At 69.6% G+C, this 22,132-nt stretch carries 16 protein-coding genes; 13 read left to right on the plus strand and 3 right to left on the minus strand.

The genetic code is table 11. The annotated features are described in order from the left end of the window. Window positions 1-16 precede the first annotated feature (16 nt). Entirely contained in the window at window positions 17-763 is a 747-nt protein-coding gene (locus ABT009_RS04315) for an IclR family transcriptional regulator (RefSeq protein ID WP_351289353.1), read from the minus strand. Between the two features lie 202 nt (window positions 764-965). Between ABT009_RS04315 and betA the strand changes: the two genes are divergently transcribed. Together betA and ABT009_RS04325 are read left to right on the plus strand one after the other, a co-directional pair. Next, window positions 966-2,651 (plus strand): choline dehydrogenase, encoded by a 1,686-nt coding sequence (gene betA, locus ABT009_RS04320; RefSeq protein ID WP_351289355.1) that lies wholly within the window; start codon window positions 966-968, stop codon window positions 2,649-2,651. 3 nt (window positions 2,652-2,654) lie between these two features. Beyond that, window positions 2,655-3,491 carry a methylenetetrahydrofolate reductase gene (locus ABT009_RS04325; RefSeq protein WP_351289357.1) on the plus strand — a complete coding sequence of 279 codons (837 nt, stop codon included), beginning with the start codon at window positions 2,655-2,657 and terminating at the stop codon, window positions 3,489-3,491. A 74-nt stretch (window positions 3,492-3,565) separates the two neighbouring features. On the opposite strand, the gene purU is transcribed toward ABT009_RS04325, so the two are convergent. Next, on the minus strand, window positions 3,566-4,438 hold the full coding sequence (gene purU / locus ABT009_RS04330; RefSeq protein WP_351289359.1) for a formyltetrahydrofolate deformylase: 873 nt from the start codon (window positions 4,436-4,438) through the stop codon (window positions 3,566-3,568). A gap of 219 nt (window positions 4,439-4,657) precedes the next feature. On the opposite strand from purU, the gene ABT009_RS04335 reads away from it, so the two are divergent. The 8 genes from ABT009_RS04335 to ABT009_RS04370 all read left to right on the plus strand — a co-directional run bounded on the left by ABT009_RS04335 (window position 4,658) and on the right by ABT009_RS04370 (window position 18,077). After that, window positions 4,658-6,127: an aldehyde dehydrogenase family protein gene (locus ABT009_RS04335; protein WP_351289546.1), complete on the plus strand. Its 1,470-nt coding sequence runs from the start codon at window positions 4,658-4,660 to the stop codon at window positions 6,125-6,127. A 20-nt stretch (window positions 6,128-6,147) separates the two neighbouring features. Further along, window positions 6,148-7,236 (plus strand): quaternary amine ABC transporter ATP-binding protein, encoded by a 1,089-nt coding sequence (locus ABT009_RS04340; RefSeq protein WP_351289361.1) that lies wholly within the window; start codon window positions 6,148-6,150, stop codon window positions 7,234-7,236. Continuing rightward, window positions 7,236-9,209 carry an ABC transporter permease gene (locus tag ABT009_RS04345; protein WP_351289363.1) on the plus strand — a complete coding sequence of 658 codons (1,974 nt, stop codon included), beginning with the start codon at window positions 7,236-7,238 and terminating at the stop codon, window positions 9,207-9,209. Before ABT009_RS04340 ends, ABT009_RS04345 begins: the two co-directional genes overlap by 1 nt. Before the next feature lie 12 nt (window positions 9,210-9,221). Further along, window positions 9,222-10,193: an ABC transporter substrate-binding protein gene (locus ABT009_RS04350; protein WP_351289365.1), complete on the plus strand. Its 972-nt coding sequence runs from the start codon at window positions 9,222-9,224 to the stop codon at window positions 10,191-10,193. Window positions 10,194-10,395: 202 nt separating this feature from the next. Continuing rightward, a complete protein-coding gene (locus tag ABT009_RS04355) occupies window positions 10,396-12,834 on the plus strand; it encodes a GcvT family protein (RefSeq protein ID WP_351289367.1) in 2,439 nt (812 codons plus the stop codon). Window positions 12,835-12,961: 127 nt separating this feature from the next. Further along, entirely contained in the window at window positions 12,962-14,194 is a 1,233-nt protein-coding gene (locus ABT009_RS04360; protein WP_351289369.1) for a sarcosine oxidase subunit beta family protein, read from the plus strand. A gap of 12 nt (window positions 14,195-14,206) precedes the next feature. Then, window positions 14,207-17,473: a sarcosine oxidase subunit alpha family protein gene (locus ABT009_RS04365; protein ID WP_351289371.1), complete on the plus strand. Its 3,267-nt coding sequence runs from the start codon at window positions 14,207-14,209 to the stop codon at window positions 17,471-17,473. Beyond that, window positions 17,466-18,077, plus strand: a complete 612-nt coding sequence (locus ABT009_RS04370) for a sarcosine oxidase subunit gamma (RefSeq protein ID WP_351289373.1) — start codon at window positions 17,466-17,468, stop codon at window positions 18,075-18,077. The genes ABT009_RS04365 and ABT009_RS04370 overlap by 8 nt, the downstream gene beginning before the upstream one ends. Window positions 18,078-18,092: 15 nt before the next feature. Here ABT009_RS04370 and ABT009_RS04375 read toward each other — a convergent pair whose 3' ends face one another. Further along, window positions 18,093-18,503: a hypothetical protein gene (locus tag ABT009_RS04375; RefSeq protein ID WP_351289375.1), complete on the minus strand. Its 411-nt coding sequence runs from the start codon at window positions 18,501-18,503 to the stop codon at window positions 18,093-18,095. Between the two features lie 196 nt (window positions 18,504-18,699). Here ABT009_RS04375 and ABT009_RS04380 point away from each other — a divergent pair, with 196 nt between their 5' ends. The 3 genes from ABT009_RS04380 (at window position 18,700) to ABT009_RS04390 (ending at window position 22,129) form a co-directional block, all read left to right on the plus strand. Next, complete coding sequence (locus tag ABT009_RS04380; protein WP_351289377.1) at window positions 18,700-19,788, plus strand: substrate-binding domain-containing protein; 1,089 nt, start codon at window positions 18,700-18,702, stop codon at window positions 19,786-19,788. A 465-nt stretch (window positions 19,789-20,253) separates the two neighbouring features. After that, entirely contained in the window at window positions 20,254-21,483 is a 1,230-nt protein-coding gene (locus ABT009_RS04385) for a serine hydrolase domain-containing protein (protein ID WP_502989811.1), read from the plus strand. Window positions 21,484-21,547: 64 nt separating this feature from the next. Beyond that, window positions 21,548-22,129 carry an RBBP9/YdeN family alpha/beta hydrolase gene (locus ABT009_RS04390; RefSeq protein WP_351289381.1) on the plus strand — a complete coding sequence of 194 codons (582 nt, stop codon included), beginning with the start codon at window positions 21,548-21,550 and terminating at the stop codon, window positions 22,127-22,129. Window positions 22,130-22,132: the final 3 nt, after the last annotated feature.

Below are 22,132 nucleotides of genomic sequence, written 5' to 3' on the forward strand. Positions count from 1 at the left end.
GACACGGCGTGGGGGATCAGCCCAGGAAGCCCATCCGGTGGCTGATCTCCTCCGCGCCCTTGAGCAGCACGGGAGAGAGCTCGTGCATGCGCTCCTCGGTGAAGCGGTACGAGGGGCCGGAGGCGCTGAGCGACGCGATGACCTCTCCGTCCCGGTTGCGGACAGGGGCGGCCATGGCGTGCAGCCCGATCTCCAGCTCCTCCAGGGTGTACGCGTAGCCGCGCTCCCGGGCCTCGGCGAGGTTCTTCTCGAGCTTCGTCTTCGAGGTCAGCGTGCGCGGGGTCAGCTTCTCGAGGCCGGCGTCGGACAGCAGCGCGGCGCGTTCCTTGGCGGGCAGATGGGCCAGCAGGATCTTGCCGCTGGAGGTGGCGTGCAACGGGGTCAGCTGGCCGACCCAGTTGTGCGCGGTGACCGCCGCAGGACCGCGCACCTGGTACAGGTTGATCGCGTACTGCTCCTGCATCACGGCGATGTTGACGGTCTCGCCGATCTCCTCCGCGAGGCGCTCGCAGACCGGGCGCCCCTGCTGGGTGATGTCGATGCGTCCCGTGACCGCGCCGGCCAGGCGTACGATGCCGAACCCGAGCCGGTACTTGCCGCGCTCGCCCGCCTGCTCCACCAGGCCGCGAGCCTCCAGGGCGCCGAGCAGGCGGAACGCGGTGGACTTGTGAACATCGATCTCGGCAGCCACCTCGCTGACGCCCGCCTCGCCGCGCTGGGCCAGGATCTCCAGGACGCTGATGGCGCGGTCGACGGACTGCACGCCGCCGCTCCCTGAACTGGTCGTCTCGGTATCTGAACTGAAGTTGCTCACAGCGAAACTATACGCGCAGTAAACAACAGCGGCGCAAGTAACGAGAGCGAAACCCAGATCTTGCAAGTTGCGCCTCTCGCAACCTGGTGCGTATAGCGCTACCCGTACTAGCATGCGGCGCACATCGACGGCGCGAGCGAGACGAGGCACCATGGCTCCCCTGCACTACGACTTCGTCATCGTCGGCGGTGGATCGGCCGGCAGCGCACTGGCGAACCGGCTCTCCGCCGACCCGGGCAACCGCGTGCTGGTACTGGAGGCCGGCCGGCCCGACTACCCGTGGGACGTCTTCATCCACATGCCCGCGGCGCTGACGTATCCCATCGGCAGCCGCTTCTACGACTGGAAGTACGAGTCCGAGCCCGAGCCGCACATGGGCGGCCGGCGCGTCTACCACGCCCGCGGCAAGGTGCTGGGCGGCTCCAGCAGCATCAACGGCATGATCTTCCAGCGCGGCAACCCCATGGACTACGAGCGCTGGGCCGCCGACCCCGGCATGGACACCTGGGACTACGCGCACTGCCTGCCGTACTTCAGGCGCATGGAGAACTGTCTCGCGGCCGATCCCGACGACGAGTTCCGCGGCCACGACGGCCCCCTCGTCCTCGAGCGCGGCCCCGCCTCCAACCCGTTGTTCTCCGCCTTCCTCGAGGCCGTCCAGGAGGCCGGGTACGCACGCACCGACGACGTCAACGGCTACCGGCAGGAGGGCTTCGCGCCCTTCGACCGCAACGTCCACCGGGGACGCCGCCTCTCCGCCTCCAAGGCGTACCTCAAGCCCGCGAAGAAGCGGCCGAACCTCACCATCACCACCCGCGCCCTGGTCACCCGCGTCCTCTTCGAGGGCAAGCGTGCCGTCGGCGTCGAGTACCGGCGCGGGGGCAAGACGCAGCAGGTGCGCGCCGGAGAGGTCATCCTGAGCGGCGGCGCTATCAACTCCCCGCAGTTGCTGCAGCTCTCCGGCGTCGGTAACGCCGAGGAGCTGAGCGCGCTCGGCATCGACGTCGTCCACGACCTTCCGGGCGTCGGCGAGAACATGCAGGACCACCTGGAGGTGTACGTCCAGTACGCCTGCAGGCAGCCCGTCTCGATGCAGCCGTACATGGCGAAGTGGCGTGCTCCCTTCATCGGCCTGCAGTGGCTCTTCCGCAAGGGCCCGGCCTCGACCAACCACTTCGAGGCGGGCGGCTTCGCGCGCAGCAACGACGACGTGGACTACCCCAACCTGATGTTCCACTTCCTGCCCATCGCGGTCCGCTACGACGGCTCCTCGCCGTCCGGCGGGCACGGCTACCAGGTGCACGTCGGGCCCATGTACTCCGACGCCATCGGCTCGGTGAAGATCAAGAGCAGCGACCCGGAGGAGCACCCGGCGCTCCGCTTCAACTACCTCTCCACCGAACAGGACCGCCGCGAGTGGGTCGAGGCGATCCGCGTCGCCCGCAAGCTCCTCAACCAGCCCGCTCTCGCCCCGTACAACGACGGTGAGGTCTCGCCCGGGCCGTCCGTCGAGACGGACGAGGACATCCTCGCCTGGGTGGCGAAGGAGGGCGAGACCGCCCTCCACCCGTCCTGCACCTGCAAGATGGGCACCGACGAGATGTCCGTCGTCGACCCCACGAACATGCGCGTGCACGGCGTGGAGGGGCTGCGCGTCGTCGACGCGTCGGTGATGCCGTACGTCACCAACGGCAACATCTACGCGCCGGTGATGATGGTCGCCGAGAAGGCGGCCGACCTCATCCTCGGCAAGGAGCCGCTGCCGCCCTCCAAGGCCGCGTACTACCGGCACCGCGACGCCGAGAAGCAGGCCGGCGCCCCGACGCAGGCCGGGTAGTCGTTGGGCGCCGAAAGCTTCCGTGCGCTGCTCGACAGCGTCCGCTACGAGGTGCTGCCCGCGAAGTCGACGGAGGACAAGGTCCTCGCCCATGTCCCGCGCGACATAGTGGTCACCGTGACCGCGTCGCCGGTCAAGGGCCTGGAGCCGACCCTCGACCTCACCACCCGGCTCGCGGGGCACGGCTACCGCGTCGTCCCGCATGTGCCCGCGCGGCTGCTGCGGGACGACGCGCACCTGAAGGACGTCGTCGATCGGCTGCGTGCGGTGGGCGTCGACGACGTCTTCGTGCCGGCGGGTGACGCCGACCCGCCGGCCGGGGCGTACGACGGGGCCCTGCCCGTGCTGCGCAGGCTGAGCGAGTTCGGGGGCCCCTTCACGCATGTCGGCATCACCGGCTATCCAGAGAGCCATCCGCTCATCCACGACGACGTCACCATCCAGGCGATGTGGGACAAGCGCGCGCACGCCACGTACATCGTCAGCAATCTGTGCTTCGACCCGCGCGTGCTGGGGGACTGGGTGGCGCGGATACGGTGCCGTGACGTCACCCTGCCCGTCCATGTGGGCGTCGCGGGGCCCGTGCAGCGGGCGAAACTGCTGTCGATGGCGGCGAAGATCGGCGTGGGGGAGTCGACGCGCTTTCTCACCAAGCACGCCTCGTGGTTCCTGCGGTTCGCGGCACCCGGCGGTTACTCGCCCGAGCGGCTGCTGGACCGAAGTGCCGCGGCGCTCACCGCGCCCTCAGCGGGGGTGGCGGGCCTGCACCTGTTCACCTTCAACCAGATCGCGGAGACCGAGCGGTGGCGCCGCTCCATGCTCGACCGCCTCGGTGGGTAGCCCGCATAGCCGTACACAATTCGCGGGGCGGGCCGGAATCCGGCCCGCCCCGCGAATTGTGTACGACCAAGCGCTCAGCGGAAGACGATCGTGCGGTTCCCTTCCACCATCACGCGGCTCTCGCTGTGCCACTTCACCGCGTGCGCCAGCACCTGCGCCTCCACGTCCCGCCCGACCGTGACCAGCTCGTCCGGGTCGAGGGAGTGGTCGACGCGCACCACGTCCTGCTCGATGATCTGCCCCTCGTCCAGCTCGGGCGTCACGTAGTGCGCCGTCGCGCCGACGAGCTTCACGCCGCGCTCGTACGCCTGCTGGTAGGGACGCGCTCCCTTGAAGCTCGGCAGGAAGGAGTGGTGGATGTTGATCGCGCGGCCCTCCAACTCCTTGCACAGGTCGTCGGAGAGGACCTGCATGTAGCGGGCCAGCACCACCAGGTCGATGTCCAGCTCGCGCACCAGCTCCATCAGCCGCGCCTCGGCGTCGGCCTTGGTGTCCTTGGTGACCGGGATGTGGTGGAAGGGGACGCCGTAGGTCTCCGCCAGCCCCTCGAAGTCCCGGTGATTGGAGACGATCGCGGGGATCTCGATGTTGAGCGCGCCGGTGCGCCGGCGGAAGAGCAGATCGTTCAGGCAGTGGCCGAACTTGGACACCATGATGAGCGCCCGGGTCGGCGTGGAGGCGTCGCGGATGGTCCAGGAAATCCCGTAGGCCTCGGCGACGGGACCGAATCGGTAACGCAGATTTTTCAAATCGGCGTCCGGGTCGGACACGTCGAAGTGGACCCTCATGAAGAAACGGCCCTGGAGTCGATCATCGAACTGCTGGCTCTCCAGGATGTTGCCGGAATTCCTGACGAGGAAGCCGCTCACGGCGTGGACCAGTCCTGCGGTGTCCGGACAGGAGAGGGTGAGGACGTACTCACGGCCAGGTTGCGGTCGAGGGGACATGTGCAGCCTCCGTCGGTGCGTATTGCACAACATGGTGAGCGATACGCAACATGGTTGGGCTCCGTGCGGCTCGCGGTCAAGAGTTGCCGGACAAGTGCTCCCATGCCGAAATCGTCATCCTCTGACCCCTTGACGTATGTCTGTTCATTCGGCCAAGGTGTTCCACCACGAGCAATTCAGTGCACGATGCGCAACGAATTCTGGTCGAAGGGCTCCCGCGTGGCAGACCTGTATGCAGACGGAGAATGGCGCGAGCCCGTGGCCGGAGGCCGCCGGGAAATCCGCTGCCCCGCGGACGGCACGCTCACTGCGACCGTATCCGAAGGGACGCGCGCCGACACCGAGGCAGCCATCGCTGCCGCCCGCCGGGCCTTCGACGAGGGGCCCTGGCCCCGCACCCCCGAGCGTGAGCGCGGCGCGCTGCTGCTGCGCACCGCCGACATCCTCGAGCGCGACGCCAAGGAATTCGCCCGCGCCGAGTCGCTGGACACCGGAAAGCGGCTGGTGGAGAGCGAGTACGACATCGCCGACGTCGTCTCCTGCTTCCGCTACTACGGCGGCATCGCCGGCACCAGCGCAGGCCGCGTCGTCGACACCGGTCGCGACGACGCCCTCAGTCGCGTCACCTACGAACCGGTCGGCGTGTGCGGGCTGATCACCCCCTGGAACTACCCGCTGCTGCAGGCTTCTTGGAAGGTCGCACCCGCCCTCCTCGCGGGCAACACGATCGTCCTCAAGCCGAGCGAGCTCACCCCCTCCACCTCGATCCTGCTGATGCGGGCGCTGGAGGAGGCCGGGCTCCCGGCGGGTGCCGCCAACCTCGTCCTGGGCACCGGCCCGGAGGTGGGCGCACCGCTCTCCGAGGACCCGGCCGTCGACATGGTCTCCTTCACCGGAGGCCTGGAGACCGGCAAGAGGATCATGGCCACGGCCGCGGCGACCGTGAAGAAGGTCGCGCTGGAGCTCGGCGGCAAGAACCCCAACGTCGTCTTCGCCGACGCCGACTTCGAGACGGCCGTGGACTTCGCCCTCACGGCCGTCTTCCTGCACTCCGGGCAGGTCTGCTCGGCCGGCGCCCGGCTGATCGTCGAGGACTCCCTGCACGACGCCTTCGTCGACGAACTCGTGCGCCGAGCACGGCAGATCCGCCTAGGCGGGCCCTTCGACCCCGAGGCCGAGACCGGACCGCTGATCTCCGCACAGCACCGCGAGAAGGTCGAGGCGTATGTCGCGGCGGGCATCGCCGAAGGCGCTGTACTGCGCTGCGGCGGCGAACGCCCCGCTGACCCCGCGCTCTCGGGCGGCTACTACTACCCGCCCACCGTCCTCGACGAGTGCCGGCAGGACATGCGTGTGGTTCACGAAGAGTCCTTCGGCCCGGTGCTCACCGTCGAGCGCTTCACCGACGAGGACGACGCCGTCCGTATCGCCAACGACACCGAGTACGGACTCGCCGGAGCCGTATGGACGCAGGACGCGGGCAAGGCCCAGCGGGTCGCGCGGCGGCTGCGCCACGGCACCGTGTGGATCAACGACTACCACCCCTATGTGCCGCAAGCGGAATGGGGTGGCTTCGGGCACTCCGGAGTGGGCCGAGAGCTGGGACCGACCGGCCTGGACGAGTACCGAGAGCCCAAGCACATCTGGCAGAACATCCAACCCCGGCCGCAGCACTGGTTCCGCGGCTGAACGCCGAAAAGAGGTCGATCGTGACCCCAGCACAGACCGAGGTGCCGCAGCGGCGCGGCACACCCCAGGACTCGGCCCCCACTCCGGTCATATCCGTGCGCAGGCTGTGGAAGGTGTTCGGGCCGAAGGCCGACCAGGTCCCGGGCTCCGACGAGCTGTGCGGGCTCACCCGCCGCGAGCTCATGGACCGCACCGGATGCACCGCCGCCGTACGGGACGTCGACTTCGAGGTGTCGCCCGGCGAGGTCTTCGTCGTCATGGGCCTGTCCGGCTCCGGCAAGTCCACGCTGGTGCGATGTCTCACCCGGCTGATCGAACCCACCGCGGGCGAGATCGTCTTCGAGGGCGAGGACATCCGCGGCGCCGACGCGAAACGCCTGCGCGACCTGCGGCGCCGCAAGTTCTCCATGGTCTTCCAGCACTTCGGGCTGCTGCCTCACCGCAAGGTCGTCGACAACGTGGCGTTCGGCCTGGAGATCCGCGGCATGAGCAAGGCGGAGCGCACCAAGCGGGCCCTGGAAGTCGTCGAACTGGTCGGCCTCGCCGGATACGAGAACTCCTACCCCGACCAGCTCTCCGGTGGTATGCAGCAGCGCGTCGGCCTTGCCCGTGCGCTCGCCGGCGACCCCGACGTGCTCTTCTTCGACGAGCCGTTCTCTGCGCTCGACCCGCTGATCCGCCGCGACATGCAGAACGAGGTCATCCGCCTGCACCACGAGGTCGGCAAGACCATGGTGTTCATCACCCACGACCTCTCCGAGGCGCTCAAACTCGGCGACCGCATCCTCATCATGCGCGACGGCAAGATGGTCCAGTGCGGCACCGGCGACGAACTGGTCGGCGCCCCCGCCGACGACTACGTACGCGAATTCGTCAAGGACGTGCCGCGCGGCGACGTACTGACCCTCCGCTGGATCATGCGCCCCGCGGAGCCCGAAGACGCCCTCGACGGCCCCGAGTTGGGCCCGGACGTGGTCGTGCGGGAGGCCACGCGCGCCGTGCTGGCCGCCGAGAAGCCCGTCAAGGTCGTCGAGAACGGCAAGCTGCTCGGCATCGTCGGCGACGAAGAGATCCTCGCGGTCGTCGCCGGGCAGGAAGGCGACATGTGATGGCAGTCGCCGTAGAGAAGACCGCGCCGGTCGCGGGCGTGGCCAAGGTCAGCCGCCGCATGGTGGTGGCCGCGATCCTCGTTGCCTGGCTGCTGCTCTTCGCCGTGCTGCGCGGCAAGCAGACCCTGTCCCTCGCGGCGGCCGACCTCACCGATCTGCACCGCTGGTTCAACGACGTCAACGACACGATCGGCGCCAACCGCAACTCCAACCCGCTCTTCCTCTACTTCTTCAACGAGATCCGCCTTGTCATCGACAACCTGGTGACCTTCATCCAGGCGCTGATCTCCCAGCCCTCAGCCGGCCGCCCCGTCCCGCAGGTCGGCTGGCTCGGCGTCGTCGGCCTCGTCGGCTACGTCTCCTGGGCCGTCGGCAACTGGCGCGTCGCACTCCTGGCCGTGGCTGGCTTCACCTTCCTCGGGCTGCAGGGCCTGTGGCAGGAGAGCATGGACACCCTCGCGCTGACCGTCTCGGCGGTCTTCGTCGCGCTGCTGATCGGGATTCCGCTGGGCGTGTGGGCCGGTCTCTCCGACCGGGTCAACCGGATCATGACGCCCTTCCTGGACTTCATGCAGACGATGCCGACCTTCGTCTACCTGGCACCGCTCACCCTGTTCTTCCTCATCGGCCCGGCCTCCGCCACGATCGCCACGCTGATCTACGCGGCGCCGCCCGCCATCCGTATCACCGCGCACGCCATCCGGTCCGTGCCGGAGACGACGGTCGAGGCGGCCGACTCACTGGGCTCGACGCGGCGGCAGGCACTGCTGAAGGTGCTGCTTCCGATGTCCAAGCGGACCGTGGTGATGGGCGTCAACCAGACCATCATGGCCGCCCTGGCCATGGTCACCATCGCGGCCCTGATCGACGCCCCCGGCCTCGGCAAGACCGTCGTCCAGGCCCTGCAGTCACTGGACGTCGGCACGGCCTTCAATGCGGGTCTTGCCATCGTCGTCATGGCCATCGTCCTGGACCGGGTCACCACCGCGGCCAGCGCACGGGCTGAGGCTGCCCGGCGCTCGGGGAATCGATTCGCCAAGTGGCGGCGGCCGTTGCTGGGCGCGGGCGGAATCGCCGCAGCGGTCCTCGCCTACCTGTCACACACCTACGTATGGGCGGCGGAGTTCCCCGGCGAGGGCGGCACCGGCAGCGCCATCGCGAGCGCGGCGGACAGCGCGACCACCTGGGCCCAGGACAACCTTTCCGGCATCACCAACGCCTTCCGCGACGCCATCACCAACGGCCTGCTCAACCCCTTCCAGTCGCTGCTCACCGACTCCCCGTGGTGGCTGGTCGGCGCGGCCCTGATCGGGCTCGGCACGGTCCTCGGCGGCTGGCGCGCCGGCGTCACGACGGCCGTCTGCGTCGGCCTCCTGGTCGGCACGGGCCTGTGGTCGGACAGCATGACGACGCTCGCCTCCACCGTCGTGGCGACGGTCCTGGTGATGCTGCTCGGCATCGTCTTCGGGGTGTGGATGGGGCGCAGCGCACTCGTGGACCGGATCATGCGGCCCACCCTCGACGCCGCCCAGGTCATGCCGCCGTTCGTCTATCTCGTGCCGTTCCTCGCACTGTTCGGCGCGACACGCTTCACGGCGATCGTCGCCGCCGTCGTCTACGCCGCGCCCGTCGCGATGAAGATCATCGCGGACGGGGTGCGGACCGTGCCCGAGACCACGGTCGAGGCGGCGACCTCTGCCGGGTGCAACACCTGGCAGATCATCACCAAGGTCCAACTGCCGATGGCACGCAGCGCCCTGACCCTCGCGACCAACCAGGGCCTGATCTATGTGCTGTCGATGGTTGTTGTGGGCGGCCTGGTAGGTGCCGGCGCCCTCGGCTACGACGTCGTGGCCGGATTCTCGCAGGGCGAGCTGTACGGCAAGGGGCTGGCGGCGGGGCTCGCCATCGTACTGCTCGGAGTCATGTTCGACCGGATCACTCAGGCTGCGGCGCGACGCACTAGGGCATAAGGAGCACGGACCATGGCAAGGCAAGCAAGACAGTGGAGAGTCGGCGCGGCCGGTATGGCGGTCCTCGGCCTCACCCTCACCGCCTGCGGCGGTGCGAAGGTCGGCGACGACAGCTCCGCGAGTTCGGGCAGCTCGGGCAAGTGCGGCACCTTCAACCTGGCGGTCAACCCGTGGGTCGGCTACGAGGCGGACGCGGCGGTCGTCGCGTACGTCGCCGAGCACGAGCTCGGCTGTACGGTCAACAAGAAGGACCTGAAGGAAGAGATCGCCTGGCAGGGGTTCGGGACGGGCGAGGTCGACGCCGTCCTGGAGAACTGGGGCCACGACGACCTGAAGAAGAAGTACATCACCCAGCAGAAGACCGCCGTCGACGCCGGCCAGACCGGCAACAAAGGCATCATCGGCTGGTACGTGCCGCCGTGGCTCGCCAAGGCGCACCCCGACATCACCGACTGGAAGAACCTCAACAAGTACGCGGACAAGTTCAAGACCTCGGAGTCGGGCGGCAAGGGCCAGCTGCTCGACGGCGACCCGTCGTACGTCACCAACGACGAGGCGCTGGTGAAGAACCTGAAGCTGGACTTCAAGGTGGTGTACGCGGGCAGCGAGACCGCGCTCATCCAGGCGTACCGCAAGGCCGAGAAGAACAAGGAATGGGTGATCGGCTACTTCTACGAGCCGCAGTGGTTCCTGTCCGAGGTGCCGCTGGTCAAGGTCGACCTGCCGAAGTACACGGCGGGCTGTGACGCCGACGCGGCGAAGATCGCGTGCGACTACCCCGTCTACAACCTGGACAAGATCGTCAGCGCGAAGTTCGCCAAGTCCGGCAGCCCCGCCTATGACCTGGTGAAGAACTTCAACTGGACGAACGACGACCAGAACGTAGTCGCCAAGTACATCGCGGTGGACAAGATGTCGCCCGAGGCGGCGGCGAAGAAGTGGGTCGAGGCGAACAAGGACAAGGTCGACGCCTGGCTCAAGTAGGACCGGACCGGAAGCTTCTGACGTGCCCGGCGGGCCGTGCGCAACTGTGCGCACGGCCCGCCGGGCATCGCCGTGTTGCGGGCTGTTTTCCGACGTCACGGAGCCCTTGACACCCACCTCCACGGCGGGCACATTGAGTTGCGCAACCTGAAGCATGTTGCGCAGACAGCAACTGGATTGGTTTCAATTCGGAGGTGCGGCGATGGCGGGACCCCGAGTGGTGATCATCGGAGCAGGCGTCGTGGGTGCGGCGCTGGCAGACGAGATCTCCGCACGCGGCTGGACCGAAGTGACGGTGGTCGACCAGGGCCCGCTCCCCGCCACCGGGGGATCGTCGTCGCACGCCCCGGGCCTGGTCTTCCAGACGAACTCCTCCAAGACGATGACCGAGCTGGCCCGCTACACCGTCGAGAAGCTCTGCTCGCTCGACGTCGACGGCCAGCCCTGCTTCCTGCAGGTGGGCGGCCTGGAAGTGGCCACCACGCCCGAGCGCCTCGCCGAGATCCACCGCCGTCACGGCTGGATCACCGCCTGGGGGATCGAGGCCCGCATCCTCAGCCCGGAGGAATGCGTCGAGCAGCACCCGCTGGTGGACCAGGACAAGATCCTCGGTGGCCTGCTCGTACCGACGGACGGCCTCGCCAAGGCTGTCCTCGCCGTCGAGGCACAGATCCGCCGCGCCACCGAGCGCGGCGTACGCTTCCTCGCCCGCCACGAAGTCCTCGACGTGCGGCAGAGCGACGGCCGCGTCACCGGCGTCCTCACCGATCAGGGCGAGATCCCCGCCGACATCGTCGTCTGCTGCGCCGGCATCTGGGGTCCGAAGATCGCCCGTATGGTCGGCATGAATCTGCCGCTCACACCGCTCGCCCACCAGCTGGCGTGGACCGGCCCCGTACCGGCCCTGGCGGGCCAGACGCAGGAAGCCGTCCGCCCGATCCTGCGCCACCAGGACGCCGACCTGTACTACCGCGACCGCTTCGACGGCCTCGGTATCGGCTACTACGGACACCGCCCCATGCCGCTCTCCGCAGACGACATCCTCTCCGTGGACGAGGCCGACGCGATGCCGTCGGTGCTGAAGTTCACCGAGGAGGACTTCGAGGACGCCTGGACCGAGACCCAGTCTCTCCTCCCCGCCACCCGGGAGGCCAAGGTCGAGGAGGGCATCAACGGCCTGTTCTCCTTCACCACGGACGGCCTGCCGCTCCTCGGCGAGTCACCGGACGTCAAGGGCTTCTGGGTCGCCGAGGCCGTGTGGGTCACGCACTCCGCGGGCGTGGGGCGGGCCGTCGCCGAATGGCTGGTCGACGGCTACTGCTCGTCCTTCGACCTGCACGAGTGCGACGTCAACCGCTTCGAGCCGCACCAGCTCTCGCCGGAGTACGTCCTCGCCCGCGACTGCCAGAACTTCGTCGAGGTCTACGACATCCTCCACCCCCTCCAGCCGTCGGGGCACCCGCGCCCGATCCGCACCAGCCCGTTCTACGCCCGGCAGCAGGAGCTCGGCGCGTTCTTTCTGGAGGCGACGGGCTGGGAACGCCCCCAGTGGTACGAGGACAACGCGGGCCTGGTAGAAGGCCGTTCGATCCCGACTCCCAACGACTGGGCGGCGCAATACTGGTCCCCGATCGTCGGCGCCGAGGCGCAGGCGACACGCGAGACCGTGGCCATGTACGACATGACGGCCCTCAAGCGCCTCGAGGTCGGCGGGCCCGGCGCCGCCGCCTTCCTGGAGCGGATGTCCACCGGCAAGGTCGACAAGTCGGTCGGCTCCGTCACGTACACGCTGCTGCTCGACGAGGACGGCGGCATCCGCAGCGACATCACCGTCGCCCGGCTCGCCCGCGACCTCTTCCAGGTCGGCGCCAACGGCAACCTGGACCTCGACTGGTTCACCCGCCACCTGCCCGCCGACGGGTCGGTCGCCGTCCGCGACATCACGGCAGGCACCTGCTGCATCGGACTGTGGGGCCCGCTGGCCCGCCAGGTCCTGCAGCCGCTCACCGAATCCGACTTCTCGGGCGACGGCCTGAAGTACTTCCGCGCCAAGCGCGCCCACATCGGCTCCGTCCCCGTCACCGCGATGCGCCTGTCGTACGTCGGCGAACTCGGCTGGGAGCTGTACACCACCGCCGACATGGGCCTGAAGCTGTGGGACACGCTGTGGCAGGCGGCCCGGCCGCTGGGCGGTGTCGCCGCCGGCCGCGGCGCCTTCAACAGCCTCCGCCTGGAGAAGGGCTACCGTTCCTTCGGCACCGACATGACGTACGAGCACGACCCCTACGAGGCCGGTGTCGGCTTCGCGGTGAAGCTCGACAAGGACGACTTCATCGGCAAGGCCGCACTTCAGCGGCGGAAGGCCGATGTACGGCGCCGGCTGACCTGCCTCACCATCGATGACCCGGCGGCCGTCGTCATGGGCAAGGAGCCGGTGTACGACGGCGACCGCCCCGTCGGCTACGTCACCAGCGCCGCGTACGGCTACACGATCGGCAAGGGCATCGCGTACGCGTGGCTGCCCGCCGACCTCGCGACCACCGGACGCACCGTGCACATCGGCTACTTCGACCAGCGCATCACGGCAGTCGTCGCCGACGAGCCTCTGTTCGACCCGTCGATGTCCCGACTGCGCGGCTAGGAGGCTGGGTCTTGCTTTCCCTCGCTCTCCGTCCGGCTCCCGACAAGATCAGGGAGCTGTGCACATGTACGCAGCAGGCGGTGGCGGCCAAGCACCCGCTCCCTCCGCACCCCTCAGGAGACGCCCGATGAGCCCCCGCACCCCGGGTGCCGACCTCCCCGAGCACCCCGACTGGCTGTGGCGCACCCCCGAGCCCAGGGCGTCGTACGACGTGGTGATCGTGGGCGGCGGCGGTCACGGACTCGCCACCGCGCACTACCTGGCGAAGAACCACGGCATCACCAACGTCGCCGTACTGGAGAAGGGCTGGCTCGCGGGCGGCAACATGGCCCGCAACACGACCATCATCCGCTCCAACTACCTGTGGGACGAGAGCGCCGGTATCTACGAGCACGCGCTCAAGCTGTGGGAGGGACTGGCGGAGGAGCTCGACTACCCGATCCTCTTCTCCCAGCGCGGTGTGCTGAACCTCGCCCACAGCCTGCAGGACGTCCGCGACAGCGTCCGCCGCGTCGAGGCCAACCGGCTCAACGGCGTCGACGCCGAGTGGCTCGACCCGCAGCAGGTCAAGGACGTCTGCCCGATCGTCAACATCTCACCGGACGTGCGCTATCCGGTGATGGGCGGCACCTACCAGCCGCGGGCCGGCATCGCCAAGCACGACCACGTCGCCTGGGGCCTCGCCCGTTCCGCCGACGCGGCTGGGATCGACATCATCCAGAACTGCGAGGTCACCGGCCTCGACATCGTCGGCGGCCGGGTCGTCGGTGTGCAGACGACGCTCGGCCCGATCGGGGCGGGGAAGGTGGCGCTCTGCTCGGCCGGACACACGTCGGTCCTCGCCGCCATGGCCGGTATCGAACTGCCCCTACAGAGCCACCCGTTGCAGGCGCTGGTCTCCGAACTCCTTGAACCGGTGCACCCGACGGTCGTCATGTCCAACGCGGTGCACGTGTACGTCAGCCAGGCGCACAAGGGCGAGCTGGTGATGGGCGCGGGCATCGACGCGTACAACTCCTACACCCAGCGCGGCGCCTTCCACATCATCGAAGAGCAGATGTCCGCCGCCCTGGAGCTCTTCCCGGTCTTCGCCCGCGCCCATGTGCTGCGCACCTGGGGCGGCATCGTCGACGTCAGCCCCGACGCGTCACCGATCATCGGACTCACCCCGGTCGACAACCTCTACCTCAACTGCGGCTGGGGGACCGGCGGATTCAAGGCAACCCCCGGCGTCGGCTGGGTCTACGCCCACACCATCGCCCACGACACGCCCCACCCGCTCAACGCCCCCTTCTCGCTCGACCGTTTCACCACCGGCGCGCTCGTCGACGAGCACGGCGCGGCCGCGGTGGCCCACTGAGGAGCCGAACAGATGCTGCTCATCCCATGCCCCTGGTGCGGGCCCCGTGACGAGGCCGAGTTCCACTACGGCGGCCAGGCGCACGTCCCCTACCCCGAGGACCCCGCGTCTTTGACCGACGAGGAGTGGGCGCGCTACCTCTTCTTCCGCGACAACTCCAAGGGCCCGTTCGCGGAACGCTGGAGCCACTCGGCGGGCTGCCGCCGCTGGTTCAACGCGGTACGGGACACGGCGACGAACGAGATCCTCGCCGTTTACCGCACGGGCGAGCCGCGCCCGGCAGTTTCAGCCCGTCCGGCGTTTGAGGACGAGCCCGAAGGGCGATCCGGGGGTCTGGTGGCGGAGCCCCCGGCGGGGGTCCAGGGGGCTGGCCCCGTGCCACGCGGCGGCAGCCGCATATCGGATGCAGCGGGAAGGGGCGGCGTAGGGGAAGAAACCGCTGCTCCAGCCACAGATACGCGTACCCAGCCGTTCCGCCTCCCCACCGGCGGCCGAGTCCACCGCAACGAACCCCTCACCTTCGTCTTCGACGGCACCCCGTACGAGGGCCACCGAGGCGACACCCTCGCCTCCGCCCTCCTGGCGAACGGCGTCATCCAGACCGGCACCAGCATCAGACTCGGCCGCCCCCGCGGCATCTTCTCCGCCGGCGTAGAAGAACCCAACGCCGTCATTCAGATCGAGGCCCCCTTCCCCGAGCCGATGCTGCCGGCGACGACCGTCGAGCTGTACGACGGCCTCGTAGCCACCAGCCTCCCCGGCCAGGGCCGCCTCGCCACCGAGCCCGACCCCGCCCGCTACGACGCCGTCCACGCCCACTGCGACCTCCTGGTCGTCGGCGCGGGCCCGGCAGGCCTCGCCGCCGCGGCGGCCGCAGCGCGCAGCGGCGCACGCGTCATCCTCGCCGACGACCAGCCCGAGCTGGGCGGCAGCATTCTCGGCACGGGCGAACTCGCGGACTGGACCGAGGAGATCGCCGCACTGCTGGACGCCGAGCCCGAGGTGCGCGTGCTGCGCCGCACCACGGTCTTCGGCTACTACGACGACAATCACCTCCTCGCCGTCGAGCGCCGCACCAACCACCTCGGCGCCCAGGCCCCCGAGCACGTCTCCCGCGAACGCGTCTGGCGCATCCGCGCCCGCCGCGTCGTCCTCGCCACCGGCGCCCACGAGCGCTCGCTGGCGTTCCCCGACAACGACCGCCCGGGCATCATGCTGGCCGCCGCGGCCCGCACGTATGTCAACCGCTACGGCGTCCTCCCGGGCCGCCACGCCGCCGTCTTCACCACCAACGACAGCGCCTACGCAGCCGCGCTCGACCTGGCCGCAGCGGGCGTGGACGTTGCAGCGATCATCGACACCCGCCCCGAACCGGGGGAGTGGGCGCGCCGCGCCCAGGCCGCCGGGATCGAGGTGCTGACCGGGCACGCGGTCGTGGGCACCGAAGGCGGGGCGCGCCTCACCGCGGTGACCGCAGCCCCGTACGGAGAGCCGGCAGGACACCGCCAGTTCGCCGTCGACCTCCTCCTCGTCTCCGGCGGCTGGAACCCCGTAGCGCACCTGTTCAGCCAGGCGGGCGGAAAGCTGCGCTACGACGAGGCGCTCGGCACCTTCGTCCCCGACACCTGCCGCCAGGCGGTAGAGGTGGCGGGCTCCGCGAACGGCGTCTTCGACCTGCCCTCCGTACTCGCCCAGGGCGCGACGGCCGGCGCCCGCGCCATCGAGGCCGAGGGCTACGCCGCCGAGGCGCCCCGGCTCCCCGACGTGACCGCCGACCCGCAGTCCTCGCCCATGCACGTCTTCGTCGTCCCGGGCGCTGCCGCCGGACCCCATTTCGTGGACCTCCAGCGAGACGTCACCGTCGACGACCTGGCCCGGGCGACCGGCGCGGGAATGCGCTCGGTGGAGCACACCAAGCGCTACACCACCGCGGGAACCGCCAACGACCAGGGCAAGACCTCCGGCGTACTCGCCAGCGGCACCGTGGCCCACCTCCTCGGCGTCGACATCTCCGCCCTCGGCACCACGACCTTCCGCCCGCCGTACACGCCCGTCTCCTTCGCCACCCTCGCGGGCCGCGACCGGGGCGTACTCCACGACCCGGTCCGCGTCACCGCCCTGCACGACTGGCATACCGCCCACGGCGCGCTCTTCGAGAACGTCGGCCAGTGGAAGCGTCCCTGGTACTACCCGCAGGACGGCGAGGACATGGAGACGGCCGTGCTGCGCGAGTGCCGCGCCGCCCGCGAGGGCGTGGCCTTCATGGACGCCTCCACGCTCGGCAAGATCGACGTGCAGGGCCCAGACGCCGCCGTGTTCCTCGACCGGCTCTACACCAACATGATGAGCACCCTCAAGGTCGGCATGATCCGCTACGGCGTGATGTGCCGTCTCGACGGCATGGTGTTCGACGACGGTACTGTCATCCGCCTCGCCGATGACCGCTTCCTCGTCACCACCACGACCGGCAACGCGGCCACCGTGCTGGACTGGATGGAGGAGTGGCTGCAGACCGAGTGGCCAGAGTTGCGCGTCCACTGCACCTCCGTGACCGAGCAGTGGGCCACCGTCGCCCTGGTCGGCCCCCGCTCCCGCGAACTGCTCGGCACCCTCGCGCCGGACCTCGCCGTGGACAACGACAGCTTCCCGTTCATGGCCTGGCGCGAGACGACCGTCGCCGACATCCCGGCGCGCGTCTGCCGGATCAGCTTCTCCGGCGAGTTGGCGTACGAGATCAATGTGTCGCCGTGGGAGGCCCTCGCCCTCTGGGAGGCGTTGTACGAGGCGGGCGGCCCGCTCGGCATCACCCCGTACGGCACCGAGACGATGCACGTCCTGCGCGCCGAGAAGGGCTACCCGATCATCGGGCAGGATACCGACGGCACCGTCACCCCCCAGGACCTGGGCATGAGCTGGGCGGTGTCGAAGAAGAAGCCCGACTTCATCGGCAAGCGCTCCTACGCCCGGGCCGACACCGTCCGCCCCGACCGCAAGCACCTCGTCGGCCTGCTCCCCGAGGACCCGGGCACCTTCCTCCCCGAGGGCACCCACCTGGTCGCCGACAGTGTGCTGCCCCAACCGCCGGTGCCGATGCTCGGCCATGTCACCTCCAGCTACCGCAGCGCGGCCCTCGGCCGGACCTTCGCCCTCGCCCTGGTCAAGGGCGGCCGCGACCGCATCGGCGAGCGCCTCTACGCGCCCGTGGGCGACCAACTGGTCCCGGTGACCGTCGCAAGCCCCGTCCTCTACGACCCCGAGGGAGCCCGCCGCGATGGCTGACACCGCACGTCGCACCCCCCGCCGCAGCCCCCTGTCCGGCGCCGCCGGCCGGCTCGCCGCCGCCACCCGCGCCTCCGGCGGCGCCGTACGGCTGGCCGAGGTCCCCTTCGTCACCCAGATCAACGTCCGCCTCGACCCCAAGGGAGCGGCCGCGGACGCCGTCGGGCTCGCTCTGGGCCTCGACCTGCCCATCGAACCCAACACGGTCGTACGCGCCGGGGACCTGGCCGCGCTCTGGCTGGGCCCCGACGAGTGGCTCGTCGTGGGCCCGCCCGGCGGCCAGAGCGACCTGGAGGGCCGTATCCGCGCCGCCACCGGCGACGAGCCCGCAGCCGTCACCGACGTCTCGGCCCAGCGCACCACCCTGCTCGTCTCCGGCCCGCGCGCCCGTGACCTGCTGGCCCACGGCTGCCCGCTGGACCTGCACCCGCGCGCCTTCCGCGCCGGACGCTGCGCCCAGACCACGCTGGCCCGCACACAGGTCGTGCTGGTCGCCCGGGAACAGCCCGAGCATGGCTTCTGGGTGCTGGTCCGCTCGTCCTTCGCCGGATATCTGACGGACTGGCTGCTGGATGCGGCGACGGAGTACGCCCGACCGGACTGAGACGTGCGCGGGTTCTCAGCCCTCGTGCTCGGCGACGACCTTTCCCGCGTTGGCGGCGTCCATGACGCTCGAGATGTCGAACCTGTCGTCGATGCCCTTCTTCGCCAAGGACGTCGCCAGCTCGAGGGAACCGTCCTGCGGCGCCCGGGCGGACTCGGGCGGCGTGCCGGGGGACGGCCGCCGCACGGCCTCAGCCGCGCAGCCGCCCTTCAGCAGCGGCTTGCCGTTCGCCTTCGTGATGCCGACGCCCATGTCCTTGCCGGTGGCAGCCGCGCCCTCTTCCGGCGAGCCGCCGATGTTGCGCCCCTTGCCCTGGGGCGCCCACGACGTGGAGGGCGGCGGAGGGAGGTACCCGTACTTCGCCGCGTCGCCCGGAGCGATCCGTACAAACTCCGACCGCCGCGCGTGCGGCGCCGGCCGTGGCACCCGGGTTACCCGCACATCGTGGAACCCGTCCGCGCAGACCACCCACCACCATCAGTCCCGCTGGCCTCATAGGCGCCCCTCGCATCAGCCCACCGGAGGCCACAGCACCGCTGACCCATTCCGTTATGGGTCTATTGTCTGGATAGCGGTAGGAGTGTCTGGTTAGCGGTGAGACGACCTCAGGGAGGTGCCTCGCATGAACGGCTGGCCGGGTCGTGCTGCTGTCGTCATGACCGTGCTGTCGTTGGCGGTCGGCGTCGCCGCCTGTGGCGGCAGTGACGGCTCGGGCTCCGACAACGGAGGCTTCGCCATCGGCCTGATGCTCCCGACGAACGGGACCTCCCGCTTCGGGCATTTCGACGAGCCCCTGATCGAGCAGAAGATCAAGGAGCTGTGCGGCAACTGCACGGTGGAATACGCCAACGCCAGGGCGGATGTGGCGATCCAGCGCCAGCAGATGGACTCCATGATCAACAAGGGGGTCAAGGTCCTGATCCTCGATGCCGTCGACCCCACGGCGCTCCGTTCCTCCGTCGAGGACATGAAGGAGGCCGGCATCCCGATCGTCGCCTACGACCGCCTCGCCGAGGGCCCGATCTCGGGCTACGTCACCTTCGACGGCGCGCAGGTCGGCGAGATCCAGGCCGAAGCGCTCCTGGACGCCATGGGTGACAAGGCGAACGGCGGCCGGATCGTGATGATGAACGGCGCCGTCACCGACCCCAATTCGGGCTGGTTCAAGAGGGGCGCGCTGTCCGTCCTCGACGACAAGGTGAAGATCGCCAAGATGTACGACACCGTGGAGTGGCGGGAGGAGAACGCCCACGCCAACATGTCCGGTGCCATCGCCGCCCTGGGCGTCGACGGCATCGACGGCGTCTACGCCGCCAACGACCGCATCGCCTCCGGTGTCATCGCCGCTCTCAAGGCCGCCGAGGTCACGCCCCTTCCGCCCGTCACCGGGCAGGACGCCGATCTCGCGGCCGTACAGCGCATCATCACCGGCGACCAGTACATGACCGTCTACAAGCCCTTCAAGCCCGAGGCCGACGCCGCCGCCGCCATGGCCGTCGCCCTGGGCCGCGGGGAGGACATCGACGGCATCGCCAAGACCACCGTCGACAGCGCCACTGACAAGGACATCCCGGCCGTCCTGCTCACTCCGGTGTCCGTGACCGTCGACAACATCAGGGACACCATCCTCAAGGACGGCATGTACACGCTCGAAGAGATCTGCGCCTCGGAGTACCGGTCCGCCTGCGACGCGGCCGGGCTGACCAAGTAACCCGACGAGCCGCGCCACCCAGGCCGAGCCCGCGGCCGCCGTCGAAACAGCGGGACACCAGAAGGTCCCGGGATGCGAAATCCCGGGACCCTCTGGGTTATAGGGCTGTGGAGCGTTGGGCAGGTCTTGCACCTGCATCTCCCCGCCGGGGGCGGAGCGTCTTGCTTTGGACCACCAACGCGAGGCGGCGCCGTTTCCCGGAGGCGTCTGAGATCAACATACGTGGAATGCCAAGTCCTCGCCGGGAGACGCGCCCGGCGAAGACTCCGTTCGGCGGAGCCGCTCGGGCCGGGCGTCGGTGGTGGCCGTGCAGCCGAACGGGTCAGTTCCCGGGCCCGGTCGAGCCGTGGGGCGCCTACCCCCGACGTACGTTGTGCCTGGCAGGCGTCTGTTCGCTGCGGCCTCCTCCGGCTTCCGGTGCGCGCGTCGGCCCGCAGACAACAAGGCCGGAAGAAACACCCTGGGATGGTACGCATGCGCAGACACGGCAGGATCGCTGCGGCAGCGCTGGCCGCTGGTGCGCTGCTGACATCCGCGGCGTGCTCCGGTACGCCGACGTCGGTCCCGCGGGCTGCGGCGGTCGCGACGCCCGAGTCTCCCGGCGCCACGGTCCGCGCCCTGACCCCCGCGGTGGCGGAACAACTCGACAAAGCCGTCACCCAGACGCTGCATCAGGCGGGCGTGCCCGGCGTCATCGTGGGGGTGTGGATTCCCGGAAAGGGCAGCTACGTCCGTGCGTTCGGCGTCGCCGACAAGAGCAGCGGCGCCCCCATGTCCGACGGGCTGCGGATGCGGATCGGCAGCGAGACGAAGACCTTCACCGTGACCGCGATCCTGCGGCTGGTCGACGAGGGCAAGGTCGGTCTCGACGACCCGGTGTCGAAATACGTGGAGGGCGTGCCCAACGGGGACCGCATCACCCTGCGCCAACTCGCCGACATGCGCAGCGGGCTGTACCCGTACACCGACGACCCGGACTTCGGCAAGGCCTTCCTCTCCGATCCCGACCGGAGGTTCACGCCGCAGCAACTGCTCGACTACGCCTTCAAGCACCCCGTGGGTTTCGAGCCGGGGCAGAAGTTCCAGTACTCCAACACGAACGCGATCCTGCTCGGCCTGGTGGTGGAGAAGGCGAGTGGCCAGAGCTTCGGCGACTATCTGCAGCAGCACGTCCTGGAGCCGAGCCACCTGGACCACACGCTCTTCCCCACCGGAACCGAGTTCCCCCAGCCGCACGCGCGCGGCTACACCACCCAGACGCTGGGCGGAGAGGTCGCCGACGCGACGAACTGGGACCCGTCCTGGGCCTGGGCCGCCGGAGCGATGATCTCGGACCTGTCCGACCTCCGCGAATGGGCCCGTATCGCCGCGACGGGCACGCTGCTCAAGCCCGCCACGCAGGCACAGCGACTGCGGACCCTGCCCACCGGCTTCCCCGGGGCCAGCTACGGCCTCGGCATCTTCAACAGCCACGGCTGGATCGGGCACAACGGTTCGCTGCCCGGCTACCAGTCGGTGACGGTCTATCTGCCCTCGGCCGAGGCGACGCTGGTGATCCTCACCAACACCGACACCTCCTACGAGAACAACGAGAACAGCACTCTCTTCGCGAAGGCCGTCACCGGCATCGTGACGCCCGGCAATGTCTACGACGTGCCGCCCACGTCGGCCTCCTCGGCGTCGCCGTCGCCGTGAACCGTCACTTCCTGCCGAACACGGCTGTGCCGGACACGTTCGGTGCCTGCCGTAGAGTGCGCCCATGTGGAACCGTAGTTTTCTGATACTCCACGGCGTCGAGAACCGGCGTCCGGCCGAGCACTGGCAGTACGACCTCGCGCTGCGGCTCAGGGAACACGGGGAGCAGGTCTTCTATCCGCAACTGCCCGATCCCGACCAGCCGGCACTCGACGCCTGGGGCGACGCGATCGAGGCCGAACTGGGGATGATGCGCGGTGAGCGCATCGTCGTGTGCCACAGCCTGGGATGCGCGGCATGGTTCCACGTCTCGGCGAGGCGCGGCGACACGCCCGCCGCCGACCGCGTGCTCCTGGTGGGCCCGCCCGGACCGAGCGCGTTCTCCTGGGACGCCATCGCCGGGTTCACGCCCGAGCCCCTCGACCTGTCCCGGCTGAAGCTCGCCGTGGCCACGCCCCGGCTGGTGTGCTCCGACAACGACCCGTACTGCCCGGAGGGCGCCGCCGAGGTCTTCGGTCGGCCGCTGGGCTGCGACGTCGACCTCCTGACGGGCGCCGGGCATCTGGCCATCCCGGACGGATACGGTCCCTGGCCGTCGGCACTGGACTGGTGCCTGGATCCCGGCACCCGACTGACGGTCAACTAGGAC

It is taken from the genome of Streptomyces sp. NPDC002896, from assembly GCF_040295225.1.
GTDB lineage: Bacteria > Actinomycetota > Actinomycetes > Streptomycetales > Streptomycetaceae > Streptomyces.